Here is a 17,051-nt window from a genome sequence, read left to right as displayed (position 1 = left end):
CTACGCCCCCGTCATCTGCCTTTCCTCATCCGTCCACTCCACCTCGACCGGCATCAGCTCCGGTTGGAGCGGCGCGTCTTCCGATGTCACATGGCCGTCCAGCGCGCGCAGCAAGGCGGCGACCAGCGCGGGCTTCCGGAGCGGCTTTGCCAGGAAGTCCGACATGCCCGCTTCGCGGCAGATCTTGACGTCTTCGGGGAAGGCGTTGGCGGTCAGCGCAATGATCGGCAAGGCATCGAAGCGTCCGCCTCGCGCGCGGATCGCGCGGGTGGCGGCAAGGCCGTCCATGCCGGGCATGCGCACGTCCATCAGCACGACATCATGGTCGCTCTCGGAAGCCGCCGCGACGGCCGCGATGCCATCGGTGACCACGCTCAGCTCGACGTCGAAGGCACCCAACATCTTGCTTACGACCATCCGGTTGACGGCATCGTCCTCGGCGACCAGGACCTTGAGCGGCCGATCGAGTTCGACGATACGCGCCTTCAGCTCGTCGGCCTCGTCGCGGTCTGTCGTCTGGTCGGATGCCTGCTCCTGGCTCCACGGCAGCACCAGCGTGAAGCGGAAGGTCGAGCCCTCGCCCGGCGTCGAGGTGACGCCGATGGTGCCGCCCATCTGCTCGATGATGCGCCGGGAGATCGCAAGTCCAAGCCCGGTGCCGCCGAAGCGGCGGCTGATCGAGGCATCGGCCTGGGCGAAGTCGCTGAAGAGCTGCCCGACCTTGTCGGGGGCGATGCCGATGCCGCTGTCGGTCACGGTCCATTCGACGGTCGCGAGCAGATCGCGACGCGCCTGACAGGTCGCCGCTATCGTCACCTCGCCGGCATCGGTGAACTTCACCGCGTTGGATGCGAGGTTGAGCAGCACCTGGCGGATTCGCGCGACGTCGCCGCGCAGCGTCGGCGGCAGGTTCGGGTCGAGCACGACATTGACCGCGAGCCCCTTGCTCTTGGCCCCCGCACGCACGACGGTCGCGACCGTTTCGCCCAGCATCTGCGGCGCGAAGTCGACCGCCTCGAACGTGAAGCGGCCGGCCTCGAGCTTGGAGAGATCGAGGATGTCGTTGAGAATGCGCTGGAGGTTGTCGCCGGACTCGCGGATCGTGGTGACGGCCTCGCGCTGCTCCGGATCGAGTTCGGTTTCGAGCAGCATGCTGGCAAGGCCGAGCACGCCGTTCATGGGCGTGCGGATCTCGTGGCTCATCACCGCGAGGAAATTCGACTTGGCCCGGCTCTCGGCCTCGGCCTTTTCGGCGCGCCAGCGCTCGGTGACGTCGCGGCCGAAACCGCGATAGCCGAGGAACTGGCCGTCGCGGTCATAGGCCGGCTTCGCCGTGAACGACCACAGCCGCGCCTCGCCGCCGGCGACGACCTTGAGGTTCATCTCGTGCAGCGGTTCGGCGTGCTCCATCAGGCCAACGATGTTGTAGGCCGCGCTCTTGTCCTCGGGGCAGAGCATGTCGAGCACGTCGGCGAAGTGCGACCCCTTCAGCAGCGGCAGCGGCAGCTGGGCGACGTCGGCGAAGCGCTGGGGCACGTCGACCAGATGCCCTTCGGCATCGGTCTGCCACAACCAGTCGCTGGCGTTCTCCTGAAAATCCTTCAGCAGCAGCGAGATGATCTCGGTCTGCCGTTCGAGCTCGAGCTGGGCCTTGAGATTGCCGAGGAACAAATTGCCCTGCGAGACGATGTTGCGCGCCATGAAGAACGCGAACAGCAGCAGAAACACCGAGGTCACCAGATACGGCCCGGTGCCGCACAGTAACAGCGCGCCGGCGCAGGCGACCGTCATGGAGGCGAGATAGACCAGGCCCGCACGCGGGAAGGTCGACAGCGTGAAGGCGCCACCGGACATCATGCCGACCATCAGGCAGGCCAGGATCAGCTGGCTGGTCGGCTCGATGTGGCGGAACAGCGCGAGCGGGAGCGTGCCCCAGATCGCGGCAAGGAAGAATGCCTGCCGCAGCATTTGCCGCGCCGCGCGCAGCGAAGCCTCCTGCGGCGGGTTCTTGTGCGACCGGCGCCATGAGCGCACCGCGAGCGAGGCGGTGGCAGTGAGCGTCAGGCCCCAGATCGCGAGGAAATCGTTCCAGCCTTTGCCCCAGAACAGGATCAGCACGATGGCGACGTTGAGCAGGGTGACGCCCATCGTCACCGGGATCAGCCGCGTCACCGCGTCGATCTGCTTGGCGCGGATGCGGCGCATCTCGCGCTCGCTGAGATCGGCGGTCAGGCCGTCCTCGATCTCGAAGCCGCCGAGCCAGTACAGGAACGCGCCGACCAGCCCGTCGCGCGGCTCGCTTTGCTTCATGGATTTGTCCGGCCATCCCATTCGAAACCTCTTCGAGATCAATGGCGCGGCGGCGGCTTAAGCCGGGTTAATTTTGTGGGAGATTTTGCGGCGTCCTTGACGGGCGCGTTTGCAGTTTGTTCTAACCATGGCCCCTGTCCGGAGCCGTCCAAATGCCCATCAGAGTTGCCACCTGGAACGTGAATTCGGTCCGGCAGCGGATCGATCTCCTCCTGACCTGGCTGAAGGAGTGCCAGCCGGACATCGTCTGCCTCCAGGAGATCAAATGCGTTGACGAGGCCTTCCCGCGGCTGGAGATCGAGGCGCTCGGCTACAACGTGGTCACGCACGGGCAGAAGACGTTCAACGGCGTCGCCCTGCTCTCCAAGCTCCCGTTCGACGAGACCAAGTCGGGGCTGGCCGGCGACGACGAGGATGCCCATGCCCGCTTCCTCGAGGGCGTGGTGACGCTGAAGCGCGGCGTGCTGCGCATCGCCTGCCTCTATCTGCCCAACGGCAACCCGGTCGGGACCGAGAAATATCCCTACAAGCTCAAATGGATGTCGCGGCTTCTTGAGTATTCGAGGGAGCGACTCAAGACCGAGGAGCCGTTGATCCTCGCCGGCGACTTCAACGTCATCCCGCACGCCCGCGACGTCCACAACCCAGCCGCCTGGACCGAGGACGCCCTGTTCAAGCCGGAGACGCGGGAGAGTTTTCAGTCCCTGCTCGGCCTCGGCCTGACCGATGCCCTGCGGGCTGTCACCGACGAGCCCGGGCTCTACACCTTCTGGGATTACCAGGCCGGCGCCTGGCAGAAGAACCATGGCCTGCGCATCGACCATCTGCTGCTGTCGCCGCAGGCCAGCGACAAGCTCGCCAATGTCGGGATCGACAGCTATGTGCGGGCCTGGGAGAAGCCGTCGGACCACGTTCCGGTGTGGGCGGATCTGGATCTCGAGGCGGCGTAAGGCCGCCTCAGCGGATCAGTCGCGGCGGCCCTGCACCCACTGTTCCAGCATTTGCAGGCACATGGCGCGGTCGTCGTCGGACGCCTTGGCAAGGGCGCGGCTGTAGCTTTCCTTGATCCAGGCCTCCTCGGCACCGGCGCTGTCACGCGCCAGCGTCAGCCACATCAGGCCGCGCGCCGCCTGCCGCGGCAGGCGGTCGCCGTTGAACAGCATCTGGCCGAGCAGCGCCTGGGCCTCGTGCTGGCCCTTCTGGGCGGCGAGGCCGAGCCAGCGCGCGCCATAGCGGAAATCCTCGCGCGAGGCGTCCGGCGTCTTCAGGTACAGCCGGGCGAGATCGTACTGGGCGTCCGCGTTGCCGAAATAGGAGGCCGCGTAGGAGAACATCTCCCGCGCCCGGTCCTGGTCCGGCTTGATCTTCGAGTTCGGGATGCCGCTGAGATAGTAGCGGCCGAGCGCGACGAAGGCATTGGCCACGATCTGCGCCTGCGGCGCGGACGGGCTGTCCTCGGCATGCGCGTTGGCGATCCGGCTGAAATATTCGAAGGCACGCACGTCGTCCTGAACCACGCCGTCGCCATTGGCGTACATGCGGCCAAGCTTCCACTGCGCGATCGGATGTCCGCCCTCAGCGGCATATTGCAGAGCGCTGAGCGAGGTTTCCTGGGTCGGTGCCGGAACCTTGCTGCGGACGGTCCCCGCGGCGCCCGGCAACGTGGTCACGACCGGGATGGTGGCGTCCTTGTTGTTGGCCGGCGAGCCGTCAAAGGCGAACGCCGGCGCGGCCAGCGCACTGGCCCCCAACACAAACGCAACAATGGCACGCCTAGATGTCCGCATAACACTGTTTCTCGTGCGCGCCGCCCGGATGGGTCACTGCCCCACCGACCGCTGGTCCAACCTGCTGAGCATATTTCCAGAGCGCGCCCGTCGTATGGTTAGTCGCGCGAGCGCTCCATTTGGTCTTGCGCTGGGCAAGCTCCTGGTCGCTCAATTTTACGTTAAGGGTACCGGCGACGGCGTCGATCTCGATGATGTCACCATCCTCGAGCAGCCCGATCGGGCCCCCGATGGCCGCTTCCGGCCCGACATGGCCGATGCAGAAGCCGCGGGTGGCGCCGGAGAAGCGACCGTCGGTGATGAGCGCGATCTTGCCGCCCATGCCCTGGCCGGTCAGCGCCGCGGTGGTCTGGAGCATTTCCCGCATGCCGGGGCCGCCCTTGGGCCCCTCGTAGCGGATCACGATGACTTCGCCTTCCTTGTAGGTGCGCTTCTGGACCGCCTCGAAAGCATCCTCCTCGCGGTCGAAGCACCTGGCCGGACCGGTAAACTTGAGGTTGGACATTCCCGCGACTTTCACGATCGCACCTTCTGGCGCCAGATTGCCCTTCAGACCGACCACACCGCCAGTAACGGTGATGGGCTTGTCCGCCGGGTGCACCACGTCCTGGTGCGGATTCCATTTCACGCTTTTGAGGTTTTCGGCGATCGTTCGACCGGTGACCGTAATGCAGTCACCGTGGAGAAATCCGTTGTCGAGCAGCGTCTTCATCAGAAGCGGTATGCCACCTACTTCAAACATGTCTTTGGCGACATAACGGCCACCCGGCTTCAAATCCGCGACATAAGGTGTCTTTTTGAAGATTTCGGCGACGTCGAACAGGTCGAACTTGATGCCGCACTCATGCGCGATCGCCGGCAAGTGCAGTGCAGCATTGGTCGAGCCACCAGAGGCGGCGACAACGGCGGCCGCATTCTCCAGCGCCTTGAGGGTCACGATGTCGCGCGGCCGGATGTTCTGGGCGATCAGGTCCATCACCTTCTCGCCCGCGGTCATGCAGAAGGCGTCGCGGATTTCATAAGGGGCCGGGGCGCCGGCCGAGTAAGGCAGCGCCAAGCCAATGGCTTCCGAGACGGTCGCCATGGTGTTGGCGGTGAACTGCGCGCCGCAGGCGCCCGCCGAGGGGCAGGCCACGCGCTCGATCTCGTCGAGGTCCTCGTCCGACATCGCGCCGACCGAGTGCTTGCCGACCGCTTCGAACATATCCTGCACGGTAACCTGCTGCCCGCGGAAATTGCCGGGCAAGATCGAGCCGCCATAGATGAAGATCGAGGGCACGTTGAGGCGGACCATGGCCATCATCATGCCCGGCAGCGACTTGTCGCAGCCGGCAAGGCCCACCAGCGCGTCGTAGGCATGACCGCGAACGGTCAGCTCGACGGAATCGGCGATGCATTCGCGCGACGGCAGCGAGGAGCGCATGCCGTCGTGGCCCATGGCGATGCCGTCGGTGACGGTGATGGTGCAGAATTCACGTGGCGTGCCGCCAGCCGATGCCACGCCCTTCTTCACCGCCTGCGCCTGGCGCATCAGGGAGATGTTGCATGGAGCAGCCTCGTTCCAGCACGAGGCGACCCCGACGAAAGGCTGGTGGATCTGCTCGGTGGTCAGACCCATGGCGTAGAAGTAGGACCTATGGGGCGCGCGCGTAGGGCCTTCCGTTACGTGACGGCTCGGCAGCCTCTGCTTGATGTTGGTCTTCGCGTCCATCGCGACCAGTTTCCTTGGCTAACCCTTGTCAGACCTGGAAAATCAGACCCAAGATTTGAATCGACCTTGGGATTTCCCTTCGCCTGTCACGGGCACCGCAGCCCTAAACATTAGAGCGATTTTATTCATGCTCGGGTGTGGCCAAAAAGCGGCGTTGATACGAACGGACTGCGATGACGGTTAAATCGTCCGGAACTGTTGCGCGGACAGCACAATCGTGGCCCGAAGGACACGGATTGCTTACTTTGATACCTCGCGGGAATGACGAGACGCAACTTTCGATTTTATGACGAGAATAATGCACTCGAGTTTGGTTCGGGGATTGAGCGCAGGCAAGTGAGTCGGCATCGACAGCCATTGGCATGGCTGCGTCGCCAAATACCAATGTCATTCGCCGCCACCGGGTCTCGCCTTCGGCGAGCCGATGACAGGCTCCGGCGGGGAATCCAGTACGCTGCGGCCAACTGTCTCGGAATACTGGTTCGTCCGGTCGAGCCGGACGATGACAGCGAGTGTGTGGTTGCAGACACGCCTTCGCGTTCTCGCGGCTGAATTCGCCCGAGCTTTGCTTCTTCTCTCGACCCTCCAATCCAAGAGGGCGCAGGGAAGACCGGGTGCCGGCGGGCACCCGCGGTCCGCTGCGCGAAAAGCACACGCAGAGAAACCGCACAGCAGCATACAGGTGTCGCCGATCACTCGGCCTTCCCTGCGCGATGGTCGGACGGCTTATGCCGCGCTCTCCCGGGAGCCGAACTTTCCTTCTGGCCTCCCTCGCCCCGCGAATTGACGATGCCGTCCACCCGGTTGGGCTCGCGCACATCTCCGCAAAGGCTTGACCGTAGCAACGACGGCCAGGACCACACGGTTTTGCCGTACGCGCTCAGCGCCGCTCGTCCGCACGAAGCCTCGGGTTCACAGGGACTACCCGCCCTGCCCACGCCTCTCGCGCACGACGCTGCCGCGTCCACCGCAGGCCCGGCTCGCATATCGTGACAAGGATGAGCCGGGATGAGCGGCATATACGACAATTCCGAATTTCGGTAAAGTGGAATATTTTCGACGGAAGGGATTGACGGCAATTCAGGTGTTTTGCCCGGCGGGTAACGGGCCATGTTCAGGCTACCCTGCCCTGCGTCACGCGGCATTGGGCTCCGGCCGCAGGATCACACAATCGGGCGCCGCACCGTTGCAGCATGTCGTCTCGCAGCCACTCACCAGCGACGCCACCGTCGCCTCCAGCGCACGCAACTCTGCGATCTTCCGCCTGATCAATCCGAGATGCGTCTCCGCGAAGGTCTTCGTTTCGCTACAGGGCAATCGCTTCTGAACCGACGCGAGCAGTTCGCGCGTCTCGTCGATCGAAAAATCCAGCTCGCGGCAGTGCCGGATCAGATTGAGCGCTTTCAGATCGTCACCGCATAGATGCGCTGGCCACCTTGCCGCGCCGGCGGCGCCATAAGACCGATGCTTTCGTAATAGCGGATGGCGGGGACCGAAACGCCGGCCGTGCTGGCGAGGACGCCAATTCTCATGGAAGCTCTCACTTTTCGCTTGAACCTCAAGTGGCTTGAGGGCGTAGCGATCCGGTCCACGACGCACAAGCATGAGGAGAATCACATGAGCGTTATTGGACCGTCCTGCAACATTCCGTCCGAAACCTCGCCAGGATGCGGCTGCGCGGCCAGGACCGAGCAAGGCGGCGGCAAGGCCGCGGGCACCGCCGTCGCAACCGCAATGGTCGCCGCGGCCTGCACGGCGTGCTGTGTGCTGCCCTTCACATTGCCTGCCGTCGTACTCGCGAGTGCAGGAAGCCTGATCGCGGTGCTCGACCACGCGCACGGGCTGATGACGAAGCTGTCGATTGCCGTGGTGCTCTGCGCCTGGGGCTGGATCGTGTGGCGGGCGCGGACGACGGGCCTGAAAATTCGAACGTCGGTGCTGGCGGCGATGTGCGCCGCCACCGTGCTGACAGCAACGGCGGCGCTGTGGCCCGTGATGGAGCCCGCCGTCTTCCACGCCCTCGGGGTCGCCAAGAAGCCGAAGCCGCCGGCTAGCTGATGGACGCCCTGGCGATCTTCGGGCTGCTGTCGGTCAGCGCGATGCTGCTGTTCTACGCGCTCGAGCCGCGCGGGCCGCACTATGTGCTGGCCTTCGCGGCGGCGTGCGCGCTGAGCGGGATTTACGGCTTTCTCCAGGGTGCCTGGCCGTTCGGGTTTGTCGAGACGGTCTGGACGACCGTCGCCTTGCGGCGGTGGGTCAAGGTCCGGTCATCGCAATGACCGGACTTGAACCACGGAGGCGCCTTACGCGTTCCGCATCGCACGGCCGAACGGATCGACCAGGCGGACGATCTCGCAGACGGCGACGAGGCCGGCGAGCCAGACGGCGCTGGTCAGGCCAATGCGCGTCACGATGGCGGTGGTGAAGGCGCCCTCGCCGCCGAGGAACGGCGTCGCGGCAAGCAGCGCAAGCTCATAGACCGCATAGGCGGCGACCAGCGCGAGCGCCAGCATCAGCGGCGTGCGGCCCTGCGGCAGCATGCGGAGGATGCTCGACGCAGCCGTGGTCGCGAGAAGCGCAGCCGCGCCGATGACAAGGCCCCAGGCGATGGTGCTGCCATCGATGGGATAGTGCAGCACGCCAAAGCCGATGCTCTGGTTCACGAGCCAGGCGCCGGTGACGACGAGCAGCGCCGGACGCAGCGGCAGCATCGCCGCGGCGACGACGGCGAAAGCCGCGAACGGCGTGGCACAGGCGAACGCGAAGCTTGCCAGCGCGCATGACAGTGTCAGCAGCACAAAGCCGAACATCGGCGCAAGGCGCGGCGCAACCGGATGAAGCCGCAGACGGTCGCCGTGAGACGGCAGGATGTCGAGAACCATGGATGATCTCCTTCTGTTTGAACTCTAGTACATTTGATGGAATATGACAGCCCCACCCGAGGTCAGAACGTGGCGCCGGCCTTGAGCAGGTAAGTGCGGCCGGGCAGCGGATACGCGCTGAAGCGGCCGTCAGTGAAGGTGCTTGCGATCGCATAGTCGTAGTAGAGCGCGTTCAGCACATTGTTGGCGCTCAGCGACCAGAAATAGCGCTCGTACTGTCCGCTGAGCTTGAGGTCGATCGTGCCGTTGGCAGGAATCGGCTTCTGGGTTCCGGCCTGGTCGTTGTCCATGCGCCGCTCGCTCCAGAACCGCGCGGTGGCATCGAGCACCACATAGTTCTGCCAGATGTTCCAGGTGACACCCGCACTGGCGGTGTAGCGCGACACCAGCGGCACGTCGTTGCCGGCCCATACGCCTTCGCGGAACACGGCCCGCGTGACCGCCATGGCGGAACGCAGCAGCAGGGCATCGTTGACGCGATAGGACAGACTAGTCTCCGAGCCGTAGCGGCGGGTCGGATCGAGATTGGTGTTGTAGAACAGGATGGGGTTGAAATGGATCTCGTTGCTAAGGTCCATCAGATAGAGACTGCTCTGCAATTGCAGCCCGCCTGCCTTGATGCGCAGCCCGCCCTCGACATCCTGCGAGGTCTGGGTCTTGAGCTGGAACGTCTGCGGGATCGCAGCAAAGCTGAAGGGGTCGAACGACGGACCTGACGACACGCGCTCGTCGACGTCGGGCGTGCGGAACGCGCGCGCGGCACGGCCGAACAACGAGACCGTGTCGTTGAGGCGATGCTCGGCACCGAGATGCAGCGCGTATTGGGTCTCATTGCTGCTGAGCGGGAGCGCGCCGACGTCGGCGTTGAACGGGGCTGCCGGATCGAACTTGTCGCGGGCCGAAAGGCTGACGTTCTGCACCCGCGCGCCGAAGGACAATTCGGTGGTCGGCGCCACGCCCAGTGTGTGCTGGAAATAGCCCGCAACCGTCTGCTGCCTGAGGTCGTAATTGTGCCAGGACGCGAGCCCCTGCCCGGCACCGCGGTTCTGCTGAAAGCTCGCATCGTAATAGTCGATGCCGGTCAACAGCTGCGACGGCAATCCCAGCAGCAGGCTCTTCACGCTGAGCCGCGGCGTGATCGACCAGGTCCTCAGATCCGCGTCGACATAGGTCGACGTGAAGAACGCGGGCACCGGCGCTGGGCTTGCAAAGAACGCGCTCTGCTGCTTCTTGTCGCGCACGCCGCCATCGACGATGAGATCGACGCCGTTGACCAGGGTCTTGGTGAAGCCCGCGGTGGTGCTGAAGCCTTGCTGGTTGGCGTAGTTGAAGGGGGTGCTGGTCCCCCTTCGGTTGCTGGCGAGTTCGTCGACGCCGATGGAGGGATCGACGGTGCGGCCGCCCGGCAACCGCAGTTCCTGATCGTCGCCTGTCACGGTCAGGAAAGCGGTCAGGCCTGATGTCGTGTAATTGAGATTGCCGACGCCGTTCTTCTGGACATAGCGATTGTTGTCGCGGTAGCCGTCGGTGCTGACGGCATTGCCGTAGAACGAAGTCGACCACGGCCCGGAATTGAGCGACGTCGAGAAATTGCCAAGCCTGGCGTTGAACGAGCCGAAGCCGGCCTCGATGCGCGCGGCCACCGGCGGTCCGTCGACGCCGTTTCTGGTGACGATGTTGATCACGCCGCCGACCGCATTGTCGCCGTAGAGCACCGCGCCGGAATTGCCGCGCGTGATCTCGACGCGCTCGATCGAATTGAGCGGGATGGTGGAGAGGTCCACCTGCGCCATGTCGATGTCGTTCAGCCGCCGGCCGTTGACCAGCACCAGCGTGTTGGCGGTGGCAAAGGCGCCGAAGCCGCGCAAATCGACGCCGGTCTTCGCGGCGACCGGGCCGCCGTAGAGCGTCGTGATCTGGGCGCCCGGGACTTGCACCGCAATGATCTCGGCGAGCGTCTGCGACGGCGCATGCGCGATGTCCGCCGCCGTGATTACGGTCGTGGCGGCCCCGACAATGCCGCCGGTGCCGGCGACGGCCTCACTGGCGGCACCGGAGGAACCGGCTGCCGGCGCTCCGCTCCGGGCGGCATTCGCGGGCGCGCGCCGCGTCGTGTCGCCGTCGCCAGTGGCCCGGGCGCGCGTGCGGTTCGGATCGTCGGGCCTGGTAACTTCGATCGGCGGCAACTGCTCGGCGACGGCTTGCTGCGCGCGGGCGAGCGATGGATCGAGCGAATAAAGGGAAGTGGTCGCGAACAGGCCGGCGCTGAGGCGCCTGGCGGCAGAGACAATACGGGACACAGTTGTAACCTCGGTGTGACGTCAGTGGCACGTCACAGCGAACGAGGTTTCACCGCGGAGCGATGGATTGCTCCGATGAAGCCAATGTCTGTACTCCCCGACCGACATCTTCGCGTGTGACCACGGCTGACGGCAGGTCTCCTGGCTCGCGGGTCGTTACCTCTGCGTCGCCTTCCCGGGACCGAGATTCCCAGTGGCACATGACGAGAGATTCACCGCTTACAGTTGCGGGGGCAGCCATGGCATTGAGACAATCCCGGAGTTGGGACATTCCCGCACCACGTTCCCTTTTGATCTCCGTGAGGAGAACCGTCACGTAGCAATCTACGGGCCGGGCAAGCGGGGAGTCAATTGGCCGATTGCGTAAGCACCGAAGTCCCGCACCGAAGATTGAGCTGGCGCAATCAGGCCGGTTCGGTTTCGAGGCGCGTCCGCACCATCGCCCGCTCGCCGGCATCGACGAGTTGACCGATGCCGGTACGGCCCGTCAGCGCGCAGCGGATGATCTTCTCGGCGACCGACCTGCGGAAGCCATGGTCCTCGCCAGCGGGGCGATTGCGGCAGACCCGGTCCAGCGCCAGCTTCATGTTGATCCGTGTGCGGGTGTCGAAATGTTCGCTGATCATTCGCACGGCCTCGATGCGTTGATGTCGAGGCAGAAACGCCCGGGCGTCGCCCGGGTTCCAAAACGGGATCAGCCCTTAAACGGGCGCGCTACGCTCGCCCTCTTGACCGCTGGGCCTTGGGATTGGGCCACGGCCACGTCGTGCGTCGGGATGTCAGCGCGCTTGATCGGCATCAGCTGCCCGGAAGCGGAGATGATGGCGGTCTCCTCGCGGCGGCAGCGCGGGCACATGAAGCGGACCTCGTGCGGGGATGCCGACCAGCTGGCGCGTTTCACATTGGCCGCCATCGGCCAGGCCTCGCAATGCGAGCACGACACCAGAAACCGACCGGGATCGAGCATCCCCATTCCATTGGACTCCGTGTCCTGCCTGCCTGTTCTAATGATGATCCGACGCAATCGTTCCGGTGCCGGGGCACCGTCAGTCCTGCCCCGGGGAATCGAGGCGGCTCAGCGCGCACCCTTGAGCGTGCAGGACGTCGAGCAGGTGACGGTGTTGCCGTGGTCGCACGCCTTGCAGGCCGCAACGCATTGATTGATGTCGCGGGGATTGTAGGAGCTGTAGGTCCGCATCGCGCAGACCGGGGTCGAGCCGGTGATGTCCTGCTCCTGGTTGCAGGCCGCTGTCATCAGCGCGAGGATGATCACCGCAAGGAGGCGCATGGGATTGCCCTATCAGGCACGATTGAACGACATTCCCGAGGGGCGTTGCATCGCAACGAGCCGCGGCATTCCCACAACGGACAAACGCAGCAAGCGTCTCCGCGCGTCAAGAATGCGCGCCAAACGTTAAGAACGGCTTTCAGCTGCGCGGCCCCGTAATGGTTCCACGCATCATGCAGCGGTTTGCATGTCCGAGGCTTACGTTAAGCTCGACCTCAAGCCGCAGTCTTGGTTGCAGCAGTCTTGGTCGCAATCGCCTGCCGCATATCGAGCGCCAGCTGGCGATACTGCTCCGCCAGCTTCAGATAGAACTCGCGCTTGGTGCTGTCGGTGGCGAGCTTGGTGATCAGCTCGCATTCGGCGGTGAGCGTCTCGAACCGTTCCAGCCTGTCCTCAAGATCTGTCATCGGCGTATCCCCATCAAACGCCTCACGGACAGCAAACCTAAGCCCGGGAAATAGGTCACGGCGAACATCGTTATGGGGTAGCATCAATTTTCGTCGGCGCAGAGACGGCCGTCTACTTCTGCTCCATTCGCCAGGCGCCGTCCCACGCCAGGTCCGGCGGATCGGTCTCGAACTGCGCGATGCGGGCGAGCAGCGTGCGCGAAGGGCCGTCGCCGGGCACGGCTTCGAGCGCCGCGTTGAACGCGGCGCGAGCCTCGTCGAAGCGGCGGGCGCGATAGGCGGCGAGGCCTTCGGCATAGCGCGCGCGCAGGCTCTCCTGCGGGACGCTCAGCCCGTGCGCCTTGCTCATCACTTCGAAAATGGCTTGCGGCACGCTCTGGCCTGCGACCGTCAGGCGATCGATCTCGCGCAGCTCGCAAGCCGCGCCGATTGCATCCGCCGTCGCCTGCGCAATCAGGATGCGCGTGCCATAAGTCTTGTTGACGGCTTCCAGGCGCGAGGCGAGGTTCACGGCGTCGCCCATCACCGTAAAACTCATCATCAGCTCGGAGCCGATGCTGCCGGTCAGGACCTCGCCGGTGGCGATGCCGATCCTCAAGTCGCACGGGGCCGGCATGGCGCGGATGCCGAGCAGGTCCGGCAATTGCTTCTGCAGAGCGGGCACCTGGTCGGCCATGTCGATGGCGGCGAAGCAGGCGAGCAGCGCGGGCTCGCCCTCCTCGATGAAGGGCGGGCCCCAATAGGCCATGATGGCGTCGCCGATATATTTGTCGATGACGCCGCGGTTGCTCCGGATCGGAGCGGACATCACGGTGAAATAATGATTCATCACCTTGACGAGGCCGCGCGGGGTCATGCCCTCGCTCATCGCGGTGAAGCCGCTCATGTCGGAGAACATGATGGTCATGACCCGACGCTGGCCGTCGACGTCGACCTCCGGCCGGTCGATCAGCCCCTGCGCCACCTTGGGATCAATGTAGCGGCCAAAGGTCTCGCGGATGCGCTCGTTCTGGCGCAGCTGCTCGATCATGCGGTTGAAGGCGGCGGCGAGCTCGCCGATCTCGTCCTTGGTCGAGACGGTGATGGTCTTGTCGAAGCGGCCCGCCTCGACCTCGCGGGTGCCGGCGAGCAAGAGTCGTACCGGCCGCGTGATGCCGCTGGAGACAAGCAGTGCGAAGGCAAATCCGACCACCGCCGCGAGGATGGTGACGATACCAGAAATGATGATCGCCTGCCGCTGGCGACCGATCACCTGCGATGTGCTGGCGAAGACTTGCCTGAGCATGTCGGCACGGATCGCGTCGATCTTCTGGTTGAACTGGTCGCGTATGGTGTCGAGACGCTCCAGCGTACCGCGCGCTTCGGTCATCTCCTTGGCGTCGACCTGCTTCAGCAGCCGGGAGTGGTCCTCGTTCATCGCCTGCCGCAGCTCGGTGAGCGCGGTTTCGATGCGGGTCTCGATCCGCGCCAGAGCGGCATTGTCGGACGGCGTCCTGCTGTCATCGATGATGGCGTTGATCAGCTTGCGCGCGGCTTCGGCCTCCTCGTCGATCCTCCGGTCCGCTTCCTCGAACTCGCGCAGACGCGCCGCATAGGCCTCCTCCTCCGAGGAGGCCTGCATCTTCATCATGATCATCCGCCGCAGCGCCACCGACCGCTCCAGCGAGCGGATGTTGGCGCGCGCCAGATGCCCGTAGGCCGGGATGTAGCGGTCGGTCAGCTCGTCGAGGAGGACACCGACCTGGCTCGACATCACCATCGACAGGATCGAGGTGACGAGCATCAGGACGATCAATCCGAGGGCGATGCCGACGATCTTGCGCCGGATCGACTGGTTGAAAAGCGGCATGAGGCGGGGCAAACGCTGAAAGGAGGGTCCAGGGAACTCATTACACCGGATTTCGCCGCGGGAACACGCGCAATCTGGTCATTCGCGGCGCTGCGGGCAGTGCGCAACCGTCGCGCGAGCCCCATTCGGTTAACAAAGGTTAAATCACTGCCTTTTCCGATTTCGGAAGTTCCAGAGTTCCCATCGGTATTTTGCCGCATTGTTGCGGGAGCGTGAGGAATGCGAAACGATGTCGTGGCATCGTCTGGTTGCCGTGTTTGATTCTCGATCCGCATGTCGTCGCGGACTTTGGTTTGTACTGGTTTCGCAGGGGGACCACGCAATGAACCAGTGCCTACGCTCGCTCGCGTGTGTCGTTGCAGTGGCCGCGATGGCCCTCCTTCCCGCCGAGCTGGCGGCGAAGAGCAGTCACAAATCGTCCGCGTCGAAGAAGACGCATGAGGCGAAAGCCGGCAAGCAGCGTCACGCTGCGGCGAAGTCGCGCCATGGCAAGCATGCCGAGGCCAAGCGCAAGTCGAAGAGCGACGACAAGGCCTCGGACAAGCCGGCGGCGCCGCCGCTGACCGGCGACCTCGCCGCGCTGAAGGACGCGATCGACCTTGCGCGCAAGGGTAAGACCGACGACGCGAGCGCGGCGCGCGACCGCATTGCCGATCCCGCCGGGGCGAAGCTCGCCGACTGGTTCATCCTGCGCCATTCCGAGAGCACCGCGAATTTCAAGCGCTACGCGGCCTTTCTCGCCGCCAATCCGGACTGGCCGAGCAGCGCCCTGCTCCGCCGCCGCGCCGAGGCGCGGCTGTGGCAGGAGAAGAGCGATGCGGCCACCGTGCACAAATTCACCATGGACCGGCCGACCAGCGCCAAGGGCAAGTTCGCGCTCGCCCGCGTGCTGCTCGCTGAAGGTGACAGCGACAGAGCCGCGCGTCTCGTCCGCGAGGCCTGGCGCACCGACGAGTTGTCGGAGCGCAGCGAGGAGGATTCTTACGAAGCGTTCCGCGACCTGCTGACTGCCGACGACCATCGCGCCCGCATGGACAAGCGCCTCGGCGCCAAGGACTATGCCGGTGCGCGGCGCGCCGCAAAACGGCTCGGCGAGGATGCGCTCGCGATCGTCAAGGCCTGCGCCGCGGTCACCGGCAAGGCCAGCAAGGCCAAGGACTATCTCGAGGACGTCTCGGCCGATGCGCGCCGCGATCTCGGCTACGTGCTGTGCCGCGCGCAATGGCACCTCCAGAACGACCGCATCGACGACGCCGCCGAGGTGATCCTGGCCGCAGCGCCCGACACGATGGCGGCGCAGGACACCGACGCCTGGTGGCGCGAGCGCCGCCTGCTCGCGCGCAAACTGCTCGACCAGGGCAAGTCCAGGACGGCTTACGACGTGGTACGCACGGCGGCCGTGCCGGCGATGGAGGTCTACCGGGTCGACCATCACTTCATGTGCGGCTGGATCGCGCTGCGCTTTCTCGACGATCCCAGAACGGCGATGGTGCACTTTGCCGCGATCGACGAAGGCTCCGCCAATCCGCTCGCGCTGTCGCGCGCGCATTACTGGCGCGGCCGCGCGGCCGAGGCGATGAATGCAACGGCAGATGCGCGCCTGAGCTATCAGGCCGCGGCGCGCTATCCGACCGCCTATTACGGCCAGCTGGCCCGCGCGAAGCTTGGCCTCGACCGCATCGAGCTACGTCCGCCCTCGCCCGTCCTGGCCGCGGCCGACACCCCGCCCTCGGACGAGCGCGTGCGCGCCGCCGAGATGCTCTACGGCATCGGCGAGCGCGACATGGTGTTCTATTACGCCGAGGATTTCGCCAAGGAGAGCACCGACGTCGCGGCGCTCCAAGCGCTCGGCGAGCTCGCCAGCCGGCGCAACGATGCACGCGTGATGCTGGAGGTCGGCAAGTCGGCGCTGGCGCGCGGGCTGGCGCTCGACCATTACGCCTTCCCGACCATCGGCATCCCCGAGCACAAGCAGGTCGCGCCCGCGATCGAGACCAGCGTGATCTATTCGGTGGCGCGCACCGAAAGCTCGTTCGACCAGCGCGACAAGTCGCCCGCCAATGCCGTCGGCCTGATGCAGGTGACGCCGGAAGCGGGCCGCGATACCGCAAAGCGCTTCGGCCTGACCTATGACTGGGACAAGATGGTCTCCGATCCCGTCTACAACACCCAGATGGGCGCGGCCGAGCTGAGCGCGCTCCTGTCGGAATATCGCGGCAACCAGATCATGACCTTCGCCGGCTACAATGCCGGCCGCGGCCGCGTGCGCGAATGGGTGCAGGCGCGCGGCGACCCCAGGGATCCCAAGGTCGATCCGGTCGACTGGGTCGAGCGCATCCCGCTGTCGGAGACGCGCAACTACGTCCAGCGCGTGATCGAGAACGTGCTGGTCTACCGGGCGCGGTTCGAAGGCAGCGGCGTGGTCGCCGGCAAGAGCGACCAGCGCGTGGTGACGAAGGATGCCGCTGCTGTCGCTACGCCGGTAGGGTTTGTCGGATCGGAGTAGGCGCAGGAGCG

At 65.2% G+C, this 17,051-nt stretch carries 16 protein-coding genes and 1 riboswitch; of the genes, 4 read left to right on the top strand and 12 right to left on the bottom strand.

Annotated features, from left to right (window positions below; translation table 11 throughout):
- Window positions 1–2,331, bottom strand: coding sequence for an ATP-binding protein (locus WHZ77_RS16045; protein WP_375314496.1), 2,331 nt, complete (start codon window positions 2,329–2,331; stop codon window positions 1–3).
- A 131-nt stretch (window positions 2,332–2,462) separates the two neighbouring features.
- Between WHZ77_RS16045 and xth the strand changes: the two genes are divergently transcribed.
- Window positions 2,463–3,260: an exodeoxyribonuclease III gene (xth, locus tag WHZ77_RS16040; RefSeq protein WP_375314495.1), complete on the top strand. Its 798-nt coding sequence runs from the start codon at window positions 2,463–2,465 to the stop codon at window positions 3,258–3,260.
- Window positions 3,261–3,275: 15 nt separating this feature from the next.
- Here the strand turns inward: xth and WHZ77_RS16035 are convergent, their stop codons facing one another.
- The 4 genes from WHZ77_RS16035 to WHZ77_RS16020 all read right to left on the bottom strand — a co-directional run bounded on the left by WHZ77_RS16035 (window position 3,276) and on the right by WHZ77_RS16020 (window position 7,340).
- Window positions 3,276–4,097 (bottom strand): tetratricopeptide repeat protein, encoded by an 822-nt coding sequence (locus WHZ77_RS16035; protein ID WP_375314494.1) that lies wholly within the window; start codon window positions 4,095–4,097, stop codon window positions 3,276–3,278.
- On the bottom strand, window positions 4,084–5,808 hold the full coding sequence (gene ilvD, locus WHZ77_RS16030) for a dihydroxy-acid dehydratase (protein WP_375314493.1): 1,725 nt from the start codon (window positions 5,806–5,808) through the stop codon (window positions 4,084–4,086). Before ilvD ends, WHZ77_RS16035 begins: the two co-directional genes overlap by 14 nt.
- Window positions 5,809–6,942: 1,134 nt before the next feature.
- The gene (locus WHZ77_RS16025) at window positions 6,943–7,167 is read right to left on the bottom strand and encodes a MerR family DNA-binding protein (protein ID WP_375314736.1); all 225 of its coding nucleotides are present in this window, start codon (window positions 7,165–7,167) and stop codon (window positions 6,943–6,945) included.
- A gap of 44 nt (window positions 7,168–7,211) precedes the next feature.
- Window positions 7,212–7,340 (bottom strand): MerR family DNA-binding transcriptional regulator, encoded by a 129-nt coding sequence (locus tag WHZ77_RS16020; protein WP_375314735.1) that lies wholly within the window; start codon window positions 7,338–7,340, stop codon window positions 7,212–7,214.
- Window positions 7,341–7,425: 85 nt separating this feature from the next.
- Between WHZ77_RS16020 and WHZ77_RS16015 the strand changes: the two genes are divergently transcribed.
- Window positions 7,426–7,866: a hypothetical protein gene (locus WHZ77_RS16015; RefSeq protein WP_375314492.1), complete on the top strand. Its 441-nt coding sequence runs from the start codon at window positions 7,426–7,428 to the stop codon at window positions 7,864–7,866.
- A complete protein-coding gene (locus WHZ77_RS16010; protein WP_375314491.1) occupies window positions 7,866–8,087 on the top strand; it encodes a hypothetical protein in 222 nt (73 codons plus the stop codon). The genes WHZ77_RS16015 and WHZ77_RS16010 overlap by 1 nt, the downstream gene beginning before the upstream one ends.
- 24 nt (window positions 8,088–8,111) lie before the next feature.
- Here WHZ77_RS16010 and WHZ77_RS16005 read toward each other — a convergent pair whose 3' ends face one another.
- The 7 genes from WHZ77_RS16005 to WHZ77_RS15975 all read right to left on the bottom strand — a co-directional run bounded on the left by WHZ77_RS16005 (window position 8,112) and on the right by WHZ77_RS15975 (window position 14,534).
- On the bottom strand, window positions 8,112–8,690 hold the full coding sequence (locus tag WHZ77_RS16005) for a hypothetical protein (protein WP_375314490.1): 579 nt from the start codon (window positions 8,688–8,690) through the stop codon (window positions 8,112–8,114).
- A gap of 62 nt (window positions 8,691–8,752) precedes the next feature.
- A complete protein-coding gene (locus WHZ77_RS16000) occupies window positions 8,753–10,990 on the bottom strand; it encodes a TonB-dependent receptor (protein WP_375314489.1) in 2,238 nt (745 codons plus the stop codon).
- A gap of 113 nt (window positions 10,991–11,103) precedes the next feature.
- Window positions 11,104–11,319: riboswitch (cobalamin riboswitch) on the bottom strand.
- Between the two features lie 75 nt (window positions 11,320–11,394).
- Complete coding sequence (locus WHZ77_RS15995; RefSeq protein WP_375314488.1) at window positions 11,395–11,616, bottom strand: hypothetical protein; 222 nt, start codon at window positions 11,614–11,616, stop codon at window positions 11,395–11,397.
- A gap of 68 nt (window positions 11,617–11,684) precedes the next feature.
- Complete coding sequence (locus tag WHZ77_RS15990; RefSeq protein ID WP_375314487.1) at window positions 11,685–11,963, bottom strand: hypothetical protein; 279 nt, start codon at window positions 11,961–11,963, stop codon at window positions 11,685–11,687.
- A 102-nt stretch (window positions 11,964–12,065) separates the two neighbouring features.
- The gene (locus WHZ77_RS15985; RefSeq protein ID WP_375314486.1) at window positions 12,066–12,278 is read right to left on the bottom strand and encodes a hypothetical protein; all 213 of its coding nucleotides are present in this window, start codon (window positions 12,276–12,278) and stop codon (window positions 12,066–12,068) included.
- Between the two features lie 215 nt (window positions 12,279–12,493).
- Window positions 12,494–12,685 (bottom strand): hypothetical protein, encoded by a 192-nt coding sequence (locus tag WHZ77_RS15980; protein ID WP_375314485.1) that lies wholly within the window; start codon window positions 12,683–12,685, stop codon window positions 12,494–12,496.
- A gap of 112 nt (window positions 12,686–12,797) precedes the next feature.
- On the bottom strand, window positions 12,798–14,534 hold the full coding sequence (locus WHZ77_RS15975) for an adenylate/guanylate cyclase domain-containing protein (RefSeq protein WP_375314484.1): 1,737 nt from the start codon (window positions 14,532–14,534) through the stop codon (window positions 12,798–12,800).
- 322 nt (window positions 14,535–14,856) lie between these two features.
- Here WHZ77_RS15975 and WHZ77_RS15970 point away from each other — a divergent pair, with 322 nt between their 5' ends.
- Entirely contained in the window at window positions 14,857–17,040 is a 2,184-nt protein-coding gene (locus tag WHZ77_RS15970) for a transglycosylase SLT domain-containing protein (protein WP_375314483.1), read from the top strand.
- Window positions 17,041–17,051 lie beyond the last annotated feature (11 nt).

The organism is Bradyrhizobium sp. A5, assembly GCF_042076515.1.
In the GTDB taxonomy this organism is placed as follows: domain Bacteria; phylum Pseudomonadota; class Alphaproteobacteria; order Rhizobiales; family Xanthobacteraceae; genus Bradyrhizobium; species Bradyrhizobium cosmicum.
Note: the sequence above shows the minus strand (reverse complement) of the source record. Positions and strands in the feature narration are given on the sequence as shown.